The following is a 16,696-nucleotide window of genomic DNA, read 5'->3' on the forward strand; positions in this document are numbered from 1 at the left end:
TCGTCGGCGAATTCCCTGAGGTACTGCTTGGCGATGATCCGGCTCTTCGCCGCGCTTTCGATTCCCGAGGATATCGGGACGGCCCTGACCCGCCGGCAGACCGGCGTGGAGGGCGCGCGCTGGAGCCCGACTGAGTCCCTGCACGTGACGCTGCGGTTCTTCGGCGACATCCGCGAGGACCTCGCCCGCGACCTGGACGCGGAGCTGGTGGCCCTGCGCGCCCGGCCCCTGGAGATCACGCTTTCAGGCGTCGGCGCCTTTGGCGAGGGACCGGACCTCCATGTGCTGTGGGCCGGCGTCGAAATCAGCGAGCCGCTCAGCCGCCTGGCCAAGGCCTGCGAGAGCGCGGCGCGCCGCGTCGGCCTGAAGCCGGACAAGCGCATCTATAGGCCGCACGTGACGCTGGCCTATCTGCGCCACGCCGACCCGGGAGAGGTCGCCGCCTGGATCCAGGCCCACAACCTGCTGAAATCCCCCCCGATCCGGGTGGCGAGCTTCGGCCTCTATTCCAGCTTCCTGGGCTCAGAGCAGGCGCACTACCGCCTGGAGGCCGAATACCCGCTTCTCTAGTTCCCCCGATGGGGAGCAACTTCAGACCGCGTGATCTTTCAGGACGCCCAGCGGGACGATCGCCAGGGTCTCCTCATGGGTGGATTCCAGGACGATCTGCGGGGCGGCGCCGGCGTCCAGCGCCTCCTTCCAGCGCGGGGCGCACAGGCACCAGCGGTCGCCGGGCTGCAGGCCGGGGAACTGGGCCTCCAGCATCGGGGTCGACAGGTCGTTGCCGGCGGCCTTGCTGAAGGCCAGGAACTCGGCGGTCATCACCGCGCAGACGGTGTGCATGCCGAGATCTTCATGGCTGGTCTCGCAGCAGCCGTTGCGGAAGAAGCCGGTGACGGGGTCTGTCGAGCAGGGCTTCAGCTCCCCGCCCAGCACATTGCGCGCGTCCGGATCGTAGCGTGTGGTCATGGGCCCACCCTAACCGCTATGACGGGAGCATATCCATGCGCGAAGGAGCGCAAATGGCGACGTCCGCCCAAGCCCGACCCCGCCGCAGCGCGCTCTACCTGCCGGGCTCCAACGCGCGCGCCATCGAAAAGGCCCGCACCCTGCCCTGCGACGTGGTGATCCTCGACCTGGAGGACTCCGTGGCGCCCGAGGCCAAGATCGCCGCCCGGGCGCTGGCCTGCGAGGCGGTGCGGATGGGCGGCTTCGGATCGCGCGAGCTGGTGATCCGCGCCAATGGCCTCGATACACCCTGGGGCGCCGACGACCTGGCCGCGGCGGGCGATGCCGGGCCGGACGCGGTGCTGGTCCCCAAGGTGGCCTCGCCGGCCGATCTGGCGGCCTATCGCGCGGCGCTGGGGCCGGCGGTCCCGCTGTGGGCGATGATCGAGACCTGCCAGGCGGTGTTCGCGCTCGGCGAGCTGGGCGCGGCCAGCGCCGAAAGGGGCGTCGAAGCCTGGGTGATCGGGACCAACGACCTGGTGAAGGAGATGCGCTGCCGACTCGGCGCCGAGCGTGCGCCGCTGCTGTCGGCCCTGTCGCTCAGCGTGATGGCCGCGCGAGCCCATGGTCTCGCCATACTGGATGGAGTTTACAACGACATCCCCGACCTGGCCGGCCTGGAACGGGAATGCGCCCAGGGCGCGGACCTCGGCTTCGACGGCAAGAGCCTGATCCATCCGACCCATCTGGAGATCGCCAACCGGGTGTTTTCGCCGGAACCCGACGCCGTCGCCTGGGCGCACACGGTGGCCGAGGCCTTCGATTCGCCGGAAAACGCAGGCAAGGGTGTTCTTAAGGTCGAGGGGCGTATGGTGGAGCGTCTGCACCTGGCGCAGGCGCGCCGGCTGATCGCGGTGGCCGAAGCCATCGCCGCGCACGAGGACTGAAGGATCGATGCGGATCGGTTTGCTGTCCCTGATCATGTTGGCGCTCGCCGCGCCTACCGCGTGGGCCCAGCCGGCCGATGCGCCGCAGGCTGTCACGCCGCCGGTGCATGTGCGCGACCCGATCGGCGCCCTCCTGAACCCCAATGCTCCGCCGTCGCGAGACGAGGACGAGCCCGACACCGCCGGCCAGCCGCGCACCGCGCCGGAACCGGAGCCCGGCCTGCTGCCCACCGGCCCCCAGCCCAAGGTCTATGTCCCCGCGCCGCGGCCGCAGCTGGACGCGCCGGTGTCGATCGACGACCTGAGCAAGACGCCCGACAGGCCGCCGGAGGTCCGCGACCTGGCCTACGACGCCCGCATCCGCAGCTCCTTCGCCTCGGCTCAGAGCTTCCAAGGACCGCTGGACGGCGGCTGGATGCTCAGCGCCGACGGCCAGGACCTCTTCGCCCTGCAACTGGTCGATCGCCGCGATCGGCTGGAGGGGGTTTGGCGCGACGTGCGCCGCAAGGGCGCGCTCAACGCCTCCGGGCTGGTGGACGACCTGCAACGGCAGGGCGGCGAACTCACCGTGCGGTTCGCTCAGCCCGGCGCGCCGGCCACGGTCGCCACCTTGCATGACGCCGGCGACGGCCAGTGGCGTGGCGAGCTGACCGAGGCGGGCGCGCGCCACGCCGTGGTCCTGCGCAGAACCGGGCTCTAAAGCCCCAGCGCCATCCGCGCCGACGCTTGCGCCGCGGCCCAGGCCTTCGGCGGATAGGCTTCCGCCGCCCCGAAGCCCCAGACGGGCGCGGGCCAGGCGGCGTCGTCGCTGCGACGGCCGATCACATGCACATGCAGCTGCGCGGTGACGTTGCCGAGCTGGCCGACGTTCAGCTTGGCCGCCGGACGGCCCATCGCCTCGCCGATGGCCCGCACCGCGGCCCCGGCGCGCAGGATCTCGTCCATCAGCACGTCGCGTTCGCCCGGAGCCAGGTCCTCCAGCTCCCGCGCGCCGACAATCCGCGGGATCAGCACGATCCAGGGGAAGCGGGCGTCGCCCTGCAGGCGGACATGGCTCAGCGCCAGGTCGCCGAGACCCTCGGACGTGGCGGTGAAGGCGGGGTCGATCTCGAACATCCTCAAGCTTCAGCAGTCCAACGCGCGCCTGCCAAGCGGGTTTCCCATTGCCTCTCCCGCCAGAGCGCGTCAGGGCGAAGTGGATTCCGGTTCGCCCGTCCGACGCGCTCTAAACTTTTGAAGATCGACCCTTCTTGTCCGGTTCAGGTGCTTCACCTGAACCGGGAAGGGTCGAGGCGCCATTGCGGGCCGTCCGCCGGTGAGCTACGGACCCGCCGCAGCAGACCCTTAAGGAGCGAAAGCATGGCGAAGACAGCAATCCGCGTGGCGGTTACCGGCGCGGCGGGCAACATCGGCTACGCGCTCCTGTTCCGCATCGCCTCGGGCCAGATGTTCGGCGCCGATCAGCCGCTGATCCTGCAACTGCTCGAAATCCCTGTCGAAGGACCGCAGAAGGCCCTGAAGGGCGTGGCCATGGAGCTCGACGACTGCGCCTTCCCGCTGCTGCAAGACATGGTGCTGACCGGCGATGCGGATGTGGCCTTCAAGGACGTGAACTGGGCCTTGCTGGTCGGCTCCAAGCCGCGCGGGCCGGGCATGGAGCGCGCCGACCTCCTGAAGGACAACGGCAAGATCTTCATCGCCCAGGGCCAGTCGATCGACAAGGTGGCCGCCGACAACTGCCGCGTCGCGGTGGTGGGCAACCCCTGCAACACCAATGTGATGATCGCCGCCTCCCAGGCCAAGCGCCTGCCGAAGGACCGCTTCACCGCCATGGTGCGCCTGGACGAGAACCGCGCCCGCGCCCAGCTGGCCAAGAAGGCCGGCGTCGCCATCGACGCGGTCAGCGACACCTTCATCTACGGCAACCACTCGCCGACGATGTTCGCCGACTTCACCCACGCCAAGATCAACGGCAAGGCGGCGGCCGAGGTGATCGGCGACGACGCCTGGCTGAAGACCGACTTCCTGCCGGCGGTGGGCAAGCGCGGGGCGGCGATCATCGAGGCTCGCGGCGTCTCGTCGGCGGCCTCGGCGGCCAACGCCCTGGTCGATCACGTCCGCGACTTGACCACGGTGGGCAAGGTCCACTCCGTCGCCGTCGAGAGCCAGGGCCGCTACGGCTTCGCCGACGGCGTCTGGGCCGGCATGCCGGTGAAGACCACGGCCACCGGCCACGAGGTGATCGCCAGCTATGAAATGGACGATTTAGCCAAGTCGAAGATCGCGCTGACCAACGACGAGCTGGTCGGCGAGCGCGACACTGTCAAAGAGATGCTCGCCTAGAGCGTTTCCCGGCTGACTTGATCCAAGTCAGCCGATCAGGAAGAGCGACCAAGCTTTAGTACCCGTCCGGACGCGCGTCATGGGCCTGGCTGTTGAGCTCGGCGATGCGGGCCAGGTAGACATCATGCACCGCCCACGGCGCCTCGCGCGCCGCGGCTGAACGCGCCTGCAGCCAGCGCTGTTGCTGGCGTTGCAGCTGCGCGTCGGGAACCCCGGCGGCGCGCGCGCCCTGATAGGCGCGCGACAGCTGCCGGTCGGCGGCGCCCAGGCTGGGATCGGCGCAGACCACGGCTTCGCCCGGATCGCGTGCGGCGCAGCGGCTCGTCGAGACCTTCATCAGGCCCGAGGCATGCGGCGGCGGGGCGACCGGCTCCGAACGGCGCCATGGCGGCGGTGCGGCGGCGTGCGGCGCCTTGTGGGCCTTCACCGAGGCGCGCTCCACCACGGGCTCGTGTCGTCCCTTGTGCTTACGGTCGTTGTGGGCGGTCTGCACCGGCGCGGCGGGCTTGGCCGGATGCGGCAGGACCTGACGCACCACCCGGGCCAGGCTGGCCAGGCGGATCTGTTTGCGCGCCTCCTCGCGAGCCTCGGCGACCGCTTCGGCGCGGGCTTCCGCCTTGGCCTCGGCGCGGCCGCGGGCTTCGGCCTGAGCCAGCTTCACCTGTTCGGTCTGCGCGACCCTGAAAAGGCGCGCCTTTTCAAGCTTGTCGGCCTTGGCCTTCTCGAACTTCGCCTTCAGGATCTCGGCCTTCTGGGCCTGGGCCGCCTTTTCCGCCTGCGCCGCCTGGGCGAGTTCGATGCGGTGGGCGGCTGCGGCCTTGGCCGCGGCCAGCTTCACGGCGTGGACCCGGTCCGGGGCGGCCTTGGCCGCGGCGGCGCGATCCGCCGTCGCCCGGGCCAGTTGGGTCGCATGCGCCGGCTTGGGCGCGGTCCCGAGCTTGGCCTTCGGCGCGGACGCCGGCGCCGGCGGCGGTTCGGCCTTGGCGAGTTGCGCGGGCGGCGGCGTCGCCGGCAGGCGGACCAAGGGCGCGATCGGTCTGGAGAGCCGGGTCTGGACGCTGCGGACCTCAGCCAGGGCCGCGACCATTAGCGGTGTGAGCTTCGGAAGCGCCGGGGGCCTGGCCACTGGCGGCGGCGCGGCGGCGGGCGTCGGCGGCAGCGGGGTCTGCACGCGCACTACCCGCGGCGGCGCGGGCGCGATGACCGGCGGCTGCGCCATCTGCGGCGCCGGCGTGGCGAAGGTTGCGGCGACCGGAGTCACGACTGGCCCGGGCGGGCTGGCGGCCGGGGCCGAACCGTCGTCGAGCACGATGCGAAGCTTGCGCGCGGCAGGGTCCGCAGCCGGCGCGGCAGGCGCGGGCGTCACGGCCGCGGCGCGCCGCTCCGCCACGCCCGGCCGCGCCCACAGCCCCAGGCTCACCCCAAGGACGCAGGCCCCGGCTACGCCGGCGAACAGCAGGTATCGCCCCCCGAAGGCCCGTGGCCGCGCCCGCGGCGGCATGAACGGGCCGAACGTTTCGCCGGCGTGTGCGTCTTGCGATGGGTCGTAAGGTGTCATCAGAGATCCAGCCCCTAGCGGATCCCTCGAACGAACGAAGCGCTGGTCGGACCGCCGCGCCCACGGCTAAGGTCCCAACTCCCGCACCGACTTCTCTCCCGAAGACACATTGAGCCTGAAATATGAAGTTTTCGCCAGCGCCAATGATTGAGACCGATCGCCTCATCCTACGCGCGCCCGTCGCGGAAGACTTCGAGCCGTGGGTGGAGTTCGCCTCCGACGAGGAGACCATGCGCCACCTGGGCGGCGTTCAGCCGCGTTCGGTGGCCTGGCGCGGCCTCTGTTCGGTGGTCGGGGCCTGGTCGGTTCGTGGCTTCTCCATGTTCTCGGTGATCGAGAAATCCAGCGGCCGCTGGGTCGGGCGTCTGGGTCCCTGGCAGCCCGAGGGCTGGCCGGGGACCGAGGTCGGCTGGGGCCTGATGCGCTCCACCTGGGGCAAGGGCTACGCCACCGAGGGCGCGGCGGCCTGCATGGACTATGTCTTCGACGTGCTGGGCTGGAGCGAGGCGATCCACACGATCGAGCCAGAGAACCTCGCCTCGCAGGCGGTCGCCAAGCGCCTCGGCTCGACGCTCTGGGGCCCGGTCGCGATGCCCGCGCCCTATGAGGACAGCAAGGTCGAGGCCTGGGGGCAGACTCGCGAGCAGTGGCTGGCGCGGCGGACCACGCTCGGCCGCTAGATCCAGCCGCGCTCGCGCAGCAGCCGGGCGTAGGTGCGGCTGACCGGAACCTCGGCGCCATCGGTCAGGGTGAGGGTGGCGCGGCCGTCGCCGCGGACCGCCCCGGCGATCGCCGCCCGCGCCACCCACCAGGAGCGATGGACCTGGGCGCCTTCGATGCCCTCCAATTCGGCGATGGCGTCGCTGAGGCGCATCAGGATCAGGTCCTGGCCGAACGAGGTGTGCAGGCGCAGGTAGTGGTCCTCGGCCTCCACCGCCCAGACCTCCGCGCCGCGAAGCTTCGGCGGCAGGCGATCGAGGAATTTCGGCGGTTCCGACGAGGCCTGGGTCAGGCCCTCGGTCTGGCGCGCGACCAGTACATTGATGGTGACCATTACGATCGTCACCGCGATGACGGAGGTCACGAGGTAGACGATGTCCTGCGGCTGGTTGAAGGCGCCATGCAGCACCAGCCGCGTGGTGACGCCGACGACGACCGAATAGGGCACGGCGAGCGCCAGCGAGGAGGCGATCACCCTCTGCCAGAGGCGCCGCGGGCCGCCGACACGGTTGAAGAAGGCGCGGGAGACGAAGCCACCCCATAGCCAGCCGACGACCATCAGGCCCAGCCAGTAGCCAAATCGGATCGGCAAGGACACGCGCGCCGAGGTGAAGGCGCCGGCGAAGGCCAGGAAACTGGCGGCGACCAGCGTGATGACCAGGCCACGCAGCCAGCTCCGGAAGTCGCCGTAGGGGCCCCAGCCCAGGATCTTCGGCCTTGAGGCCATTCGCCGGTCGCTCCGTGCGCCTAGGTCCGGCAGATAGAGGATGTCGCGGGTTTCGCAAACGCCCGTACGGGACCCTGCCGCGGCCGCCTAGCTTCAGCCACCGTGGCGAGGCATAACAACTGTTGATTCACTAGGCGCCGCGCGCACTTCATGGCCGATCTCGTCTTCCACGATCCGACAGGGCGCAGGGCCCGGCGCGTGCGATTCATTGGCGGTCTGGCGGCCTCGTTCCTGGCCCTGCTGGTCGCCGCCTTCTTCGCCACCCTGGCCTTCGCGCCGCGCCTGCCGACGGTCAGTCTGAAGGACCCCGGTGCGCTGACCGCCCTGCACGCGGAAACCGCCCACAAGTTGAAGGGCCGGCAGCAATGGAACCGCATCCCGCACCCGAGGGCGGGCGCGGCGACCGGCGGCCCGGCCCGACCGCTGTCGATCGCCTTCTACGTTTCCTATGACGAGAGCAGCCGGGAATCGCTCGCCGACCACATCGACCAGGTGGACGTGGTCTCCCCACAGTGGGTCTTTCTTACCAAGCCGGACGGATCGCTGTCGATCGTTTCCGACCCGCAGGCCCGCGCGATCATCGCCGCGGCCAAGAAGCCGCCGTCGATCCTGCCTGGCATCGTCAATTTCGACAGCGCGACGCGAACCTGGAACGGACCCCTGGCCGGCGCGCTGCTGGTCAATCCCAAGGCCCGCGCGGCGATGATCGCCAACCTGGTGGCGCAGGCGCAGAAGCGCGGCTACGCCGGCTATGTTTTCGACTTCGAGGATGTGCCCGCGGCCGCGCTCAAGCTCTACCCCAGCTTCATCGCCCAGGCGCGCGCCGCCCTGAAGCCGCTCGGCCGCGAGGTCTGGGTGACCGCCCCCTTCGGCGACGACGACCATCCGGTCCGCGCGCTGCAGGACGCCGCCGATGCGGTGGTGCTGATGGCCTACGACCAGCACTGGGGCGGCGGCGAGCCCGGACCCGTCGCGGCGCAGGACTGGTTCGAGTCCACCATCGCCAAGCGCATGGAGACGCTGGATCCGGCCAAGACGATCGTGGCCCTGGGCAACCATGGCTATGACTGGACGCTGCCGGGGCCGAAGACCAAGGCCACCTCCCACGAGATCCTGTTCAACGAAGCGACCCAGGCGGCCCACGACGCCGAGGCCCAGGTCGAGATGGACGAGAACTCGCTCAATCCGACGTTCGGCTATCAGGACGATCAGGGAAACAAACACGCGGTCTGGTTCCTCGACGCGCCGACCCTGTTCAACCAGATCAAGGTCGCCGACGGTTTCCGGCCACTGGGCTACGCCCTGTGGCGGATGGGCGGGGAGGACCAACTCGACTGGCAGGTGATGCGCCACGACTATGGCCAGGGCAAACCCGACGGCCTGGAGAACCTGAAGCCCGGGGTCGACGTCGACTTCGACGGCAAGGGCGAGGTCCTGCATGTGGAATCGATCCCGACGGCGGGCCGCCGGTCGCTGGAGATCGATTCCGACACGGGCCTGATCTCCGGCGAGAACTATGAGGTGATGCCGACCTCCTATGTGATCCAGCGCTACGGCTTCCATCCGGGCTGGGTGGCGATCACCTTCGACGACGGGCCGGACGGTCGCTGGACGCCGAAGATCCTCGACATCCTGAAAGAGAAGCACGCGCCGGCCACCTTCTTCGTGATCGGCAAGAACATGTCCGCCAAGCCGGGCCTGGTGGCCCGCGAGGTGCGCGAGGGGCATGACGTCGGCAACCACACCTGGACCCATCCGGACATCTCAAAGGTGTCGGCGGCCCAGGCAGCGGTGGAGCTGTCGGCCACCCAGCGGCTGTTCGAGACCATCACCGGCCGCTCCATGCGGCTGTTCCGGCCGCCGTTCTTCGGCGACGCCGAGCCGTCGACCCCGCGCGAAGTGGCGCCGCTGTTGACCGGCCAGCAACAGGGCTACCTCGCGGTCGGCCTGCGCATCGACCCCGACGACTGGAACCACCCCGACGCCTCGACCCCGGGGCGGATCATCGACACCGCGCTCACCCGCCTGGCGGACCATACCGACCGGCCCGGCCAGGTGATCCTGCTGCACGACTCTGGGGGCGACCGCAGCTGGACGGTGAAGGCCCTGCCGCAGCTGATCGATGCGCTGCGGGCCCACGGCTACAAGCTGGTGACCATCGCCGACCTCGCCGGCATGACGCCGGCCGAGGCCATGCCGGCCACCAGCCGCAACTCCTTCGAGCTGCTGCTCGACCGGATCGGCTTCGGCTTCTTCCACGGCATGCAGATCGCCCTGCAGACCCTGTTCATCACCGCCATCGTGCTGGGCGTCGGCCGGCTGCTGGTGCTGGGCGTCCTGGCCCTGGTCCACCGCTTCACCATCACCCGGCGCACGCCGCCGATGCCGGACCCGCTGACCGGGCCGCTGATCAGCGTGCTGATCCCCTGTTTCAACGAGGAGAAGGTGATCGAGAGTTCGGTGCGCCGGATCCTGGCGTCCAACTGGTCGAAGATCGAGATCCTGGTGCTGGATGACGGCTCGTCCGACCACACCGCCGAGGTGGTGCGCCGCGCCTTCGCCGACGAGCCGCGCGTGACGCTGATGAGCTTCGAGAACGGCGGCAAGGCGCGCGCGCTGAACAAGGGCCTGGCCAAGGCGCACGGCGATGTGGTGGTGGCGCTGGACGCCGACACCCTGTTCCCGTCCGACACCCTGGCCAAGCTGGCGCGCTGGTTCGGCGACCCGCGGGTGGGCGCGGTGGCGGGCAATGCGCTGGTCGGCAACCGCCGCAACCTGATCACTCGCTGGCAGGCGCTGGAATATGTCACCGCCCAGAACCTGGAGCGCAGGGCGCTCGCGGCCCTGGGCGCGGTGACGGTGGTGCCGGGCGCAGTCGGCGCCTGGCGGCGCGCGGCGCTGGAGCAGCTGGGCGGCTATCCGGACGACACGCTCGCTGAAGACCAGGACCTGACCATCGCCATCCAGCGGGCCGGCTGGCGCGTCGAGTTCGACCCCGAGGCGCGGGCCTACACCGAGGCCCCGGAGACGGTGAGCGGCCTCCTGAAGCAACGCTTCCGCTGGTCGTTCGGCACCCTGCAATGCATCTACAAGCACCGCGCGGCGCTGTTCAGCCCGAAGCATCCGGTGCTGGGCTTCGTCGCCCTGCCGCAGATCTGGCTGTTCCAGATCCTGCTGACGGCCGTGGCGCCATTGATCGACCTGGCGGTGATCTGGAGCCTGATCTCGGCGGTCTACGGCTTCACCAACCACTCGACGGAGTGGTCGCCGGACGACTTGGTGCGGCCGCTGTTCTACTGGGCGGCCTTCATCTTCCTCGACCTCTCCGCCGGGGCCTTGGGCATGGCGCTGGAGCGCCGCGCGCCCTGGGGCGACCTGATCTGGATGCCGGTCCAGCGCTTCGGCTACCGGCAGCTGATGTACTACGTCGTGGTCAAGTCGATCGACGCGGCCCTGCATGGCGCCCGCGTCGGCTGGGGCAAGCTCGAACGCCGCGCCAGCGCCGCCTTCGAAGGGGCCGGGTAGAGAACCGGGATTTACGACCGTCCTGCGGTTGTCTTCGCTCGGAGCGGCGCCTATAACGCCGCCCACTCGCCGAGACGGCGATGCCCCAGCAAAGCGCGTTCGCGAGCCTCATGAACATCCACGAACACCAAGCCAAGGCCGTCCTCGCCGAATACGGCGTGGCGGTCCCCAAGGGCTATCCGGCCTTCACCGTCGACGAGGCCGTCGAGGCCGCCAAGAAGCTGGGGGGTCCGGTCTTCGTGGTGAAGTCGCAGATCCACGCCGGCGGGCGCGGCAAGGGCCGGTTCGAAGGCCTCGGCCCCGACGCCAAGGGCGGCGTCCGCGTGCTGAAGTCCATCGAGGACGTGAAGGCCTCCGCCCAGGAAATGCTGGGGCGGGTGCTGGTCACCGAGCAGACCGGGCCCAAGGGCAAGCAGGTCAACCGCCTCTACATCGAAGAGGGCGCGGCGATCGCCCGCGAGCTCTATCTCTCCCTGCTGGTCGACCGCGAGACGAGCCGCGTCTCGGTCGTCGCCTCCACCGAAGGCGGGATGAGCATCGAGGAGGTGGCGCACAACACCCCCGACAAGATCCTCACCTTCTCCATCGACCCGGTCACCGGCGTCCGCGGCTTCCACGGCCTGAAGCTGTCGGAGTCGCTGAACCTGAAGGGCGACCTGGCCAAACAGGCGACCAAGCTGCTGGGCCAGCTCTACGAAGCCTTCGTCGCCAAGGACATGGCGATGCTGGAGATCAACCCGCTGATCGTCACGGCGGATGACCAACTTCGCGTCCTCGACGCCAAGGTCTCCTTCGACGACAACGCCCTGTTCCGCCACCCGGACATCAAGGCGCTGCGCGACGAGAGCGAGGAGGACCCCAAGGAGATCGAGGCCTCCAAGTACGACCTTTCCTACATCGCCCTCGACGGCGAGATGGGCTGCATGGTCAATGGCGCGGGCTTGGCCATGGCGACCATGGACATCATCAAGCTCTATGGCGCGGAGCCCGCGAACTTCCTGGACGTGGGCGGCGGCGCCGACGAGGCCAAGGTCACCGCGGCCTTCAAGATCATCATCGCCGACCCCAACGTGAAGGGCATCCTGGTCAATATCTTCGGCGGCATCGCCCGCTGCGATATCCTGGCCATGGGCGTGGTCGCCGCGGTCAGGCAGGTGGGCCTGCAGGTTCCGCTGGTGGTCCGGCTGGAAGGCACCAACGCCGAGCTCGGCAAGAAGATCATCAACGAGAGCGGCCTCAACGTCATCGCCGCCAATGACCTCTCGGATGGCGCCGAGAAGATCGTCAAGGCCGTGCGGGGCGCAGCGTAAGACATGTCGATCCTGATCAACAAAGACACCCGGGTGATCTGCCAAGGCTTCACCGGGGCGCAAGGCACCTTCCATTCCGAGCAGGCCATCGCCTACGGGACCAAGATGTTGGGCGGGGTGACGCCGGGCAAAGGCGGCACGACCCACATCGGCCTGCCGGTGTTCAACACCGTGGACGAGATGGTGCGCCGCGAGCGGATCGACGCCTCGGCGATCTACGTCCCGCCGGCGTTCGCGGCGGACTCGATCCTGGAAGCCATCGACGCGGAGATCCCGCTGATCATCTGCATCACCGAGGGCATCCCGGTGTCGGACATGGTCAAGGTGAAGCGCGCGCTGGACGGCTCGAAATCCAGGCTGATCGGGCCCAACTGCCCGGGCGTGCTGACCCCGAATGAATGCAAAATAGGCATCATGCCGGGCAACATCTTCAAGAAGGGCTCGGTGGGCGTTGTCTCCCGCTCCGGGACGCTTACCTATGAGGCCGTGTTCCAGACCACTCAGGTAGGCCTCGGCCAGTCGACGGCCGTGGGTATCGGCGGCGACCCTGTGAAGGGCACCGAATTCATCGCCATGCTCGACCTGTTCCTGAAGGACCCCGAGACCGAGTCGATCATCATGATCGGCGAGATCGGCGGCGCGGGCGAGGAAGACGCGGCGGAGTTCATCAAGAATTCACCAACCAAGAAGCCTATGGTCGGCTTCATCGCGGGACGCACCGCGCCGCCTGGTCGGCGCATGGGTCACGCGGGCGCGATCATCTCCGGCGGCAAGGGCGGAGCTGAGGACAAGATCGCCGCGATGGAAGCCGCGGGTATCCGCGTCTCCCCCTCTCCGGCGAGACTCGGTGAAACCCTTTTGGAAGTGCTCAAAGGCGGCTGAGCGCCGGCAATTTAGACGTTAGAGCGGTCCGCGCTCGGCTCCTTCATTCGAGAAGCTCCGCGGTCCCGGCTCTGGGAAAGCGGACGACATGGCGGACGATGCGGGTCTGATCAACGAGGTCTTGGCGGAGACCTCCTTCCTCTACGGCGGCAATGCGGCCTTCGTTGAGGACCTCTACGCCCAGTGGTCGGCCGACCCCAATTCCGTCGAGCCCTCCTGGCGCGCCTTCTTCGCGACTCTGCACGACAGCGCCGCGGATGCGCAGCGCGGTGCGGCCGAGCCGGCCTGGATCAAGGCCGCGGCGCCCGCCGCCCGGCCCGACTGGCTCTCCGCGCTCGACGGCATGTGGCCGGCGGTGGAGGCCAAGCTGGGCGCCAAGATCGCCGAACGCGCGGCGCCCGTCGCGGCCGGTCCCGCGCCCTCGACCGACGCGGTGCGCGCCGCGACCCTCGACTCCTTACGCGCCATCATGATGATCCGCGCCTACCGGATGCGCGGCCATCTGAAGGCCAACCTCGACCCGCTGGGCCTGGCGACTACGCCGGGGGACGCCTCGGAACTGGATCCTGCGACCTACGGCTTCTCGGAAGCCGACTACGACCGCCAGATCTTCCTCGACTTCGTGCTCGGGCTGGAGACGGCCACCATCCGCGAGATCTTGGAGATCGTGCGGCGCACCTACTGCGGCAACGTCGGCGTGCAGTACATGCACATCTCCGATCCGAAGGAGAAGGGCTGGCTGCAGGCCCGCATCGAGGGCCGCGACAAGGAGATCGTCTTCACCAAGGAAGGCAAGATCGCCATCCTCAAGAAGCTGATCGAGACCGAAGGCTTCGAGAAGTTCCTGCACCGTCGCTTCCCCGGCACCAAGCGCTTCGGCCTGGATGGCGGCGAGAGCCTGGTCCCGGCGCTGGAGCAGATCATCAAGCGCGGCGGCGCGCTGGGCGTGAAGGACATCATCGTCGGCATGCCGCACCGTGGGCGCCTGAACGTGCTCGCCGCGGTGATGGGCAAGCCCTACCAGGTCATCTTCCACGAGTTCCAGGGCGGCTCGTCGCTCCCCTCCGACGTCGAGGGTTCGGGCGACGTGAAGTACCACCTGGGCGCCTCGTCGGACCGTGAGTTCGACGGCAACTCCGTCCACCTGTCGCTGACCGCCAATCCGTCCCACTTGGAAATCGTCAACCCGGTGGTGATCGGCAAGGCGCGCGCCAAGCAGGCCTTCACCCTGCGCGCCAACGCCAGCGCCGGCCGCAGCCACGTCATGCCGCTCTTGATGCACGGCGACGCGGCCTTCGCGGGCCAGGGCGTGGTGGCCGAGTGCTTCGCGCTGTCGGGCCTGCGCGGCTACGGCGTGGGCGGCACCGTCCACTTCATCGTCAACAACCAGATCGGCTTCACCACCAGCCCGAAGAACAGCCGCTCCTCGCCCTATCCGTCGGACGTGGCGCTGATGGTCGAGGCGCCGATCTTCCACGCCAACGGCGACGATCCGGAAGCCGTGGTCTTCGCCGCCCGCGTCGCCACCGAGTACCGCCAGCAGTTCGGCAAGGACGTGGTGGTCGACATGTTCTGCTACCGCCGGTTCGGTCACAACGAGGGCGACGACCCGACGATGACCCAGCCCTTAATGTACGCGAAGATCAAGGACCACCCCTCGGTCCGCGACCTCTACGCCGCGCGTCTGGTGGGCGAGGGCACGGCGACGCAGGCCGAGGTCGACGGCTGGATCGGGGAGTTCGATAAGTTCCTCGACGCCGAGTTTGACTCCGGCAAGACCTTCCATGCCGACAAGGCCGACTGGCTGGACGGCAAGTGGTCGGGCCTGAAGCTGCCGGGCTCGGAAGAGAGCGGCGTCACCGGGGTGCCGAAGCAGAAGCTGCTCGACCTCGGCCACAAGATGACCTCGATCCCCGAGCGGATCACCGTCCACAAGACCGTCGAGCGGGTGATCGCCGGCCGACGCGACGCCATCGACAAGGGCGAGGGCCTGGACTGGTCCACGGGCGAGGCCCTGGCCTTCGCCACCCTGCTCGATCAGGGCTATCCGGTGCGCCTGTCGGGGCAGGATTCGATCCGTGGCACCTTCACCCAGCGCCATTCCGGCATCGTCGACCAGAAGACCGAAGAGGTCTATTTCCCGCTTCGCAACCTCGGCCCCGACCAGGCGCATTTCGAGGCGCTGAACTCGGCGCTGTCGGAAGAGGCGGTGCTGGGCTTCGAATACGGCTTCTCGCTGACCGATCCCAACACGCTGGACATGTGGGAAGCCCAGTTCGGCGACTTCACCAACGGCGCCCAGGTGGTCATCGACCAGTTCATCTCGTCGGGCGAACGCAAGTGGCTGCGGATGAGCGGCCTCGTCATGCTGCTGCCGCACGGCTACGAGGGCCAGGGGCCGGAGCACTCGTCGGCCCGCCTCGAGCGCTTCCTGCAGATGTGCGCCGAGGACAACCTGCAGATCGTCAATCCGACCACCCCGGCCAACTACTTCCACGTCCTGCGCCGCCAGATGATCCGCGAGTTCCGCAAACCCCTGGTGGTCATGACGCCTAAGTCGCTGCTGCGGCACAAGCGGGCGGTGTCGAACCTGTCGGACATGGCCGAGGGCACCAGCTTCCACCGCGTGATGGTCGACGGCGCCGAGGCCGGCGCAGACGTGGGCGGGATCACGCTGAAGGCCGACGACAAGATCAAGCGGGTCATCCTCTGCTCCGGCAAGGTCTACTTCGACCTGATCGAGCAGCGGGCCAAGACCGGCCGCGACGACGTCTATGTGCTTCGCCTGGAGCAGTTCTATCCCTGGCCGCTGAAGTCGCTGTCGAACGTCCTGAAGCGCTTCGCCAACGCAGAACTGGTCTGGTGCCAGGAAGAGCCGAAGAACATGGGCGGCTGGACCTTCGTCGACCCCTGGCTGGAGCTGACGCTGGACCGCATGAACATCAAGGCCAAGCGCGCCCGTTACGTCGGCCGCCCGGCCTCGGCGTCGACGGCGGCCGGCCTGATGACGCGGCACATGAAAGAACTCGAAGCCTTCCTCACCGAAGCCTTTGCCTGAGTAGGCTTGGGCCTGAACCTGAACGACTGTCCTAAGATCTAAGGAGCGCATTCCCTATGGCCGACATCATGACGCCAGCGTTGGGCGAGTCCGTCACCGAAGCCACGGTGGCGCGCTGGGCCAAGAAGGCCGGCGATGCGGTCCGCAAGGATGAGATCCTGGTCGAGCTGGAAACCGACAAAGTGAGCCTGGAGGTCGCCGCGCCGTCCGACGGCACGCTCTCGGAGATCGCCTTCGAGGAAGGCGCCACCGTCGAACCCGGCGCGGTGCTGGGCAAGATCACCGAAGGCGCGGCCGCGCCCAAGGCCGCCCCGCCGCCGAAGGCCCCGGAACCGGCCAAGGCGCCCGAGCCGGTGAAGGCCGCTGCCCCGGCTCCCGCGCCCGCCAAGGCCGCCGCCGAGCCGGTGCTGGCGCCCTCGGCCCAGCGGGTGGTGGCGGAGAACAGGCTCGACGCCTCGGCCATCGCCGGCAGCGGCAAGGACGGCCGGATCACCAAGGGCGACGCGCTCGCCGCCCTGGACGCCCGGGCCAAGGCGCCCGCGCCCGCGCCGACCGCTCCGGCCGCGCCCCGCGAGATCCACGAGCGCGAGGAGCGCGTGCGGATGACCCGCCTGCGCCAGACGATCGCGCGGCGCCTGAAGGAAGCCCAGAACAACGCCGCCATGCTGACCACCTTCA

Annotated in this window: 14 protein-coding genes; 10 read left to right on the plus strand and 4 right to left on the minus strand. The window is 69.1% G+C overall.

Annotated features, from left to right (window positions below):
• Nucleotides 1-33 precede the first annotated feature (33 nt).
• Nucleotides 34-570, plus strand: a complete 537-nt coding sequence (thpR, locus tag VHS75_RS21985; protein ID WP_329640781.1) for an RNA 2',3'-cyclic phosphodiesterase — start codon at nucleotides 34-36, stop codon at nucleotides 568-570.
• Nucleotides 571-591: 21 nt separating this feature from the next.
• On the opposite strand, the gene VHS75_RS21990 is transcribed toward thpR, so the two are convergent.
• Entirely contained in the window at nucleotides 592-969 is a 378-nt protein-coding gene (locus VHS75_RS21990; RefSeq protein WP_329640766.1) for a DUF2237 domain-containing protein, read from the minus strand.
• 53 nt (nucleotides 970-1,022) lie between these two features.
• Between VHS75_RS21990 and VHS75_RS21995 the strand changes: the two genes are divergently transcribed.
• Both VHS75_RS21995 and VHS75_RS22000 read left to right on the plus strand, forming a co-directional pair.
• Nucleotides 1,023-1,895: a CoA ester lyase gene (locus VHS75_RS21995; RefSeq protein WP_329640767.1), complete on the plus strand. Its 873-nt coding sequence runs from the start codon at nucleotides 1,023-1,025 to the stop codon at nucleotides 1,893-1,895.
• A 7-nt stretch (nucleotides 1,896-1,902) separates the two neighbouring features.
• Nucleotides 1,903-2,595: a hypothetical protein gene (locus tag VHS75_RS22000; RefSeq protein ID WP_329640768.1), complete on the plus strand. Its 693-nt coding sequence runs from the start codon at nucleotides 1,903-1,905 to the stop codon at nucleotides 2,593-2,595.
• Here VHS75_RS22000 and VHS75_RS22005 read toward each other — a convergent pair.
• The gene (locus VHS75_RS22005) at nucleotides 2,592-3,017 is read right to left on the minus strand and encodes an HIT domain-containing protein (protein WP_329640769.1); all 426 of its coding nucleotides are present in this window, start codon (nucleotides 3,015-3,017) and stop codon (nucleotides 2,592-2,594) included. The two genes, VHS75_RS22000 and VHS75_RS22005, sit on opposite strands and share 4 nt — an antisense overlap.
• Before the next feature lie 237 nt (nucleotides 3,018-3,254).
• Between VHS75_RS22005 and VHS75_RS22010 the strand changes: the two genes are divergently transcribed.
• Nucleotides 3,255-4,238 (plus strand): malate dehydrogenase, encoded by a 984-nt coding sequence (locus VHS75_RS22010; protein ID WP_329640770.1) that lies wholly within the window; start codon nucleotides 3,255-3,257, stop codon nucleotides 4,236-4,238.
• Between the two features lie 55 nt (nucleotides 4,239-4,293).
• Here VHS75_RS22010 and VHS75_RS22015 read toward each other — a convergent pair whose 3' ends face one another.
• Entirely contained in the window at nucleotides 4,294-5,796 is a 1,503-nt protein-coding gene (locus VHS75_RS22015) for a hypothetical protein (RefSeq protein WP_329640771.1), read from the minus strand.
• Nucleotides 5,797-5,939: 143 nt separating this feature from the next.
• Here VHS75_RS22015 and VHS75_RS22020 point away from each other — a divergent pair, with 143 nt between their 5' ends.
• Entirely contained in the window at nucleotides 5,940-6,476 is a 537-nt protein-coding gene (locus VHS75_RS22020; RefSeq protein ID WP_329640772.1) for a GNAT family N-acetyltransferase, read from the plus strand.
• On the opposite strand, the gene VHS75_RS22025 is transcribed toward VHS75_RS22020, so the two are convergent.
• Nucleotides 6,473-7,243, minus strand: a complete 771-nt coding sequence (locus VHS75_RS22025) for a LytTR family DNA-binding domain-containing protein (protein WP_329640773.1) — start codon at nucleotides 7,241-7,243, stop codon at nucleotides 6,473-6,475. The two genes, VHS75_RS22020 and VHS75_RS22025, sit on opposite strands and share 4 nt — an antisense overlap.
• A 150-nt stretch (nucleotides 7,244-7,393) precedes the next feature.
• On the opposite strand from VHS75_RS22025, the gene VHS75_RS22030 reads away from it, so the two are divergent.
• From VHS75_RS22030 to VHS75_RS22050, 5 genes are all read left to right on the plus strand, one after another.
• Nucleotides 7,394-10,768 (plus strand): glycosyltransferase, encoded by a 3,375-nt coding sequence (locus VHS75_RS22030; protein WP_329640774.1) that lies wholly within the window; start codon nucleotides 7,394-7,396, stop codon nucleotides 10,766-10,768.
• A gap of 110 nt (nucleotides 10,769-10,878) precedes the next feature.
• Complete coding sequence (sucC, locus tag VHS75_RS22035; RefSeq protein ID WP_329640782.1) at nucleotides 10,879-12,078, plus strand: ADP-forming succinate--CoA ligase subunit beta; 1,200 nt, start codon at nucleotides 10,879-10,881, stop codon at nucleotides 12,076-12,078.
• A 3-nt stretch (nucleotides 12,079-12,081) separates the two neighbouring features.
• A complete protein-coding gene (gene sucD, locus VHS75_RS22040; RefSeq protein ID WP_329640775.1) occupies nucleotides 12,082-12,960 on the plus strand; it encodes a succinate--CoA ligase subunit alpha in 879 nt (292 codons plus the stop codon).
• 88 nt (nucleotides 12,961-13,048) lie between these two features.
• Entirely contained in the window at nucleotides 13,049-16,018 is a 2,970-nt protein-coding gene (locus VHS75_RS22045; protein ID WP_329640776.1) for a 2-oxoglutarate dehydrogenase E1 component, read from the plus strand.
• Nucleotides 16,019-16,074: 56 nt separating this feature from the next.
• Nucleotides 16,075-16,696, plus strand: a 622-nt coding sequence (locus VHS75_RS22050) for a biotin/lipoyl-containing protein (RefSeq protein WP_329640777.1), incomplete at its 3' end; no start/stop codon positions are given.

Origin of the sequence: Phenylobacterium sp. (assembly GCF_036264965.1) — a bacterium.
GTDB lineage: Bacteria > Pseudomonadota > Alphaproteobacteria > Caulobacterales > Caulobacteraceae > Phenylobacterium.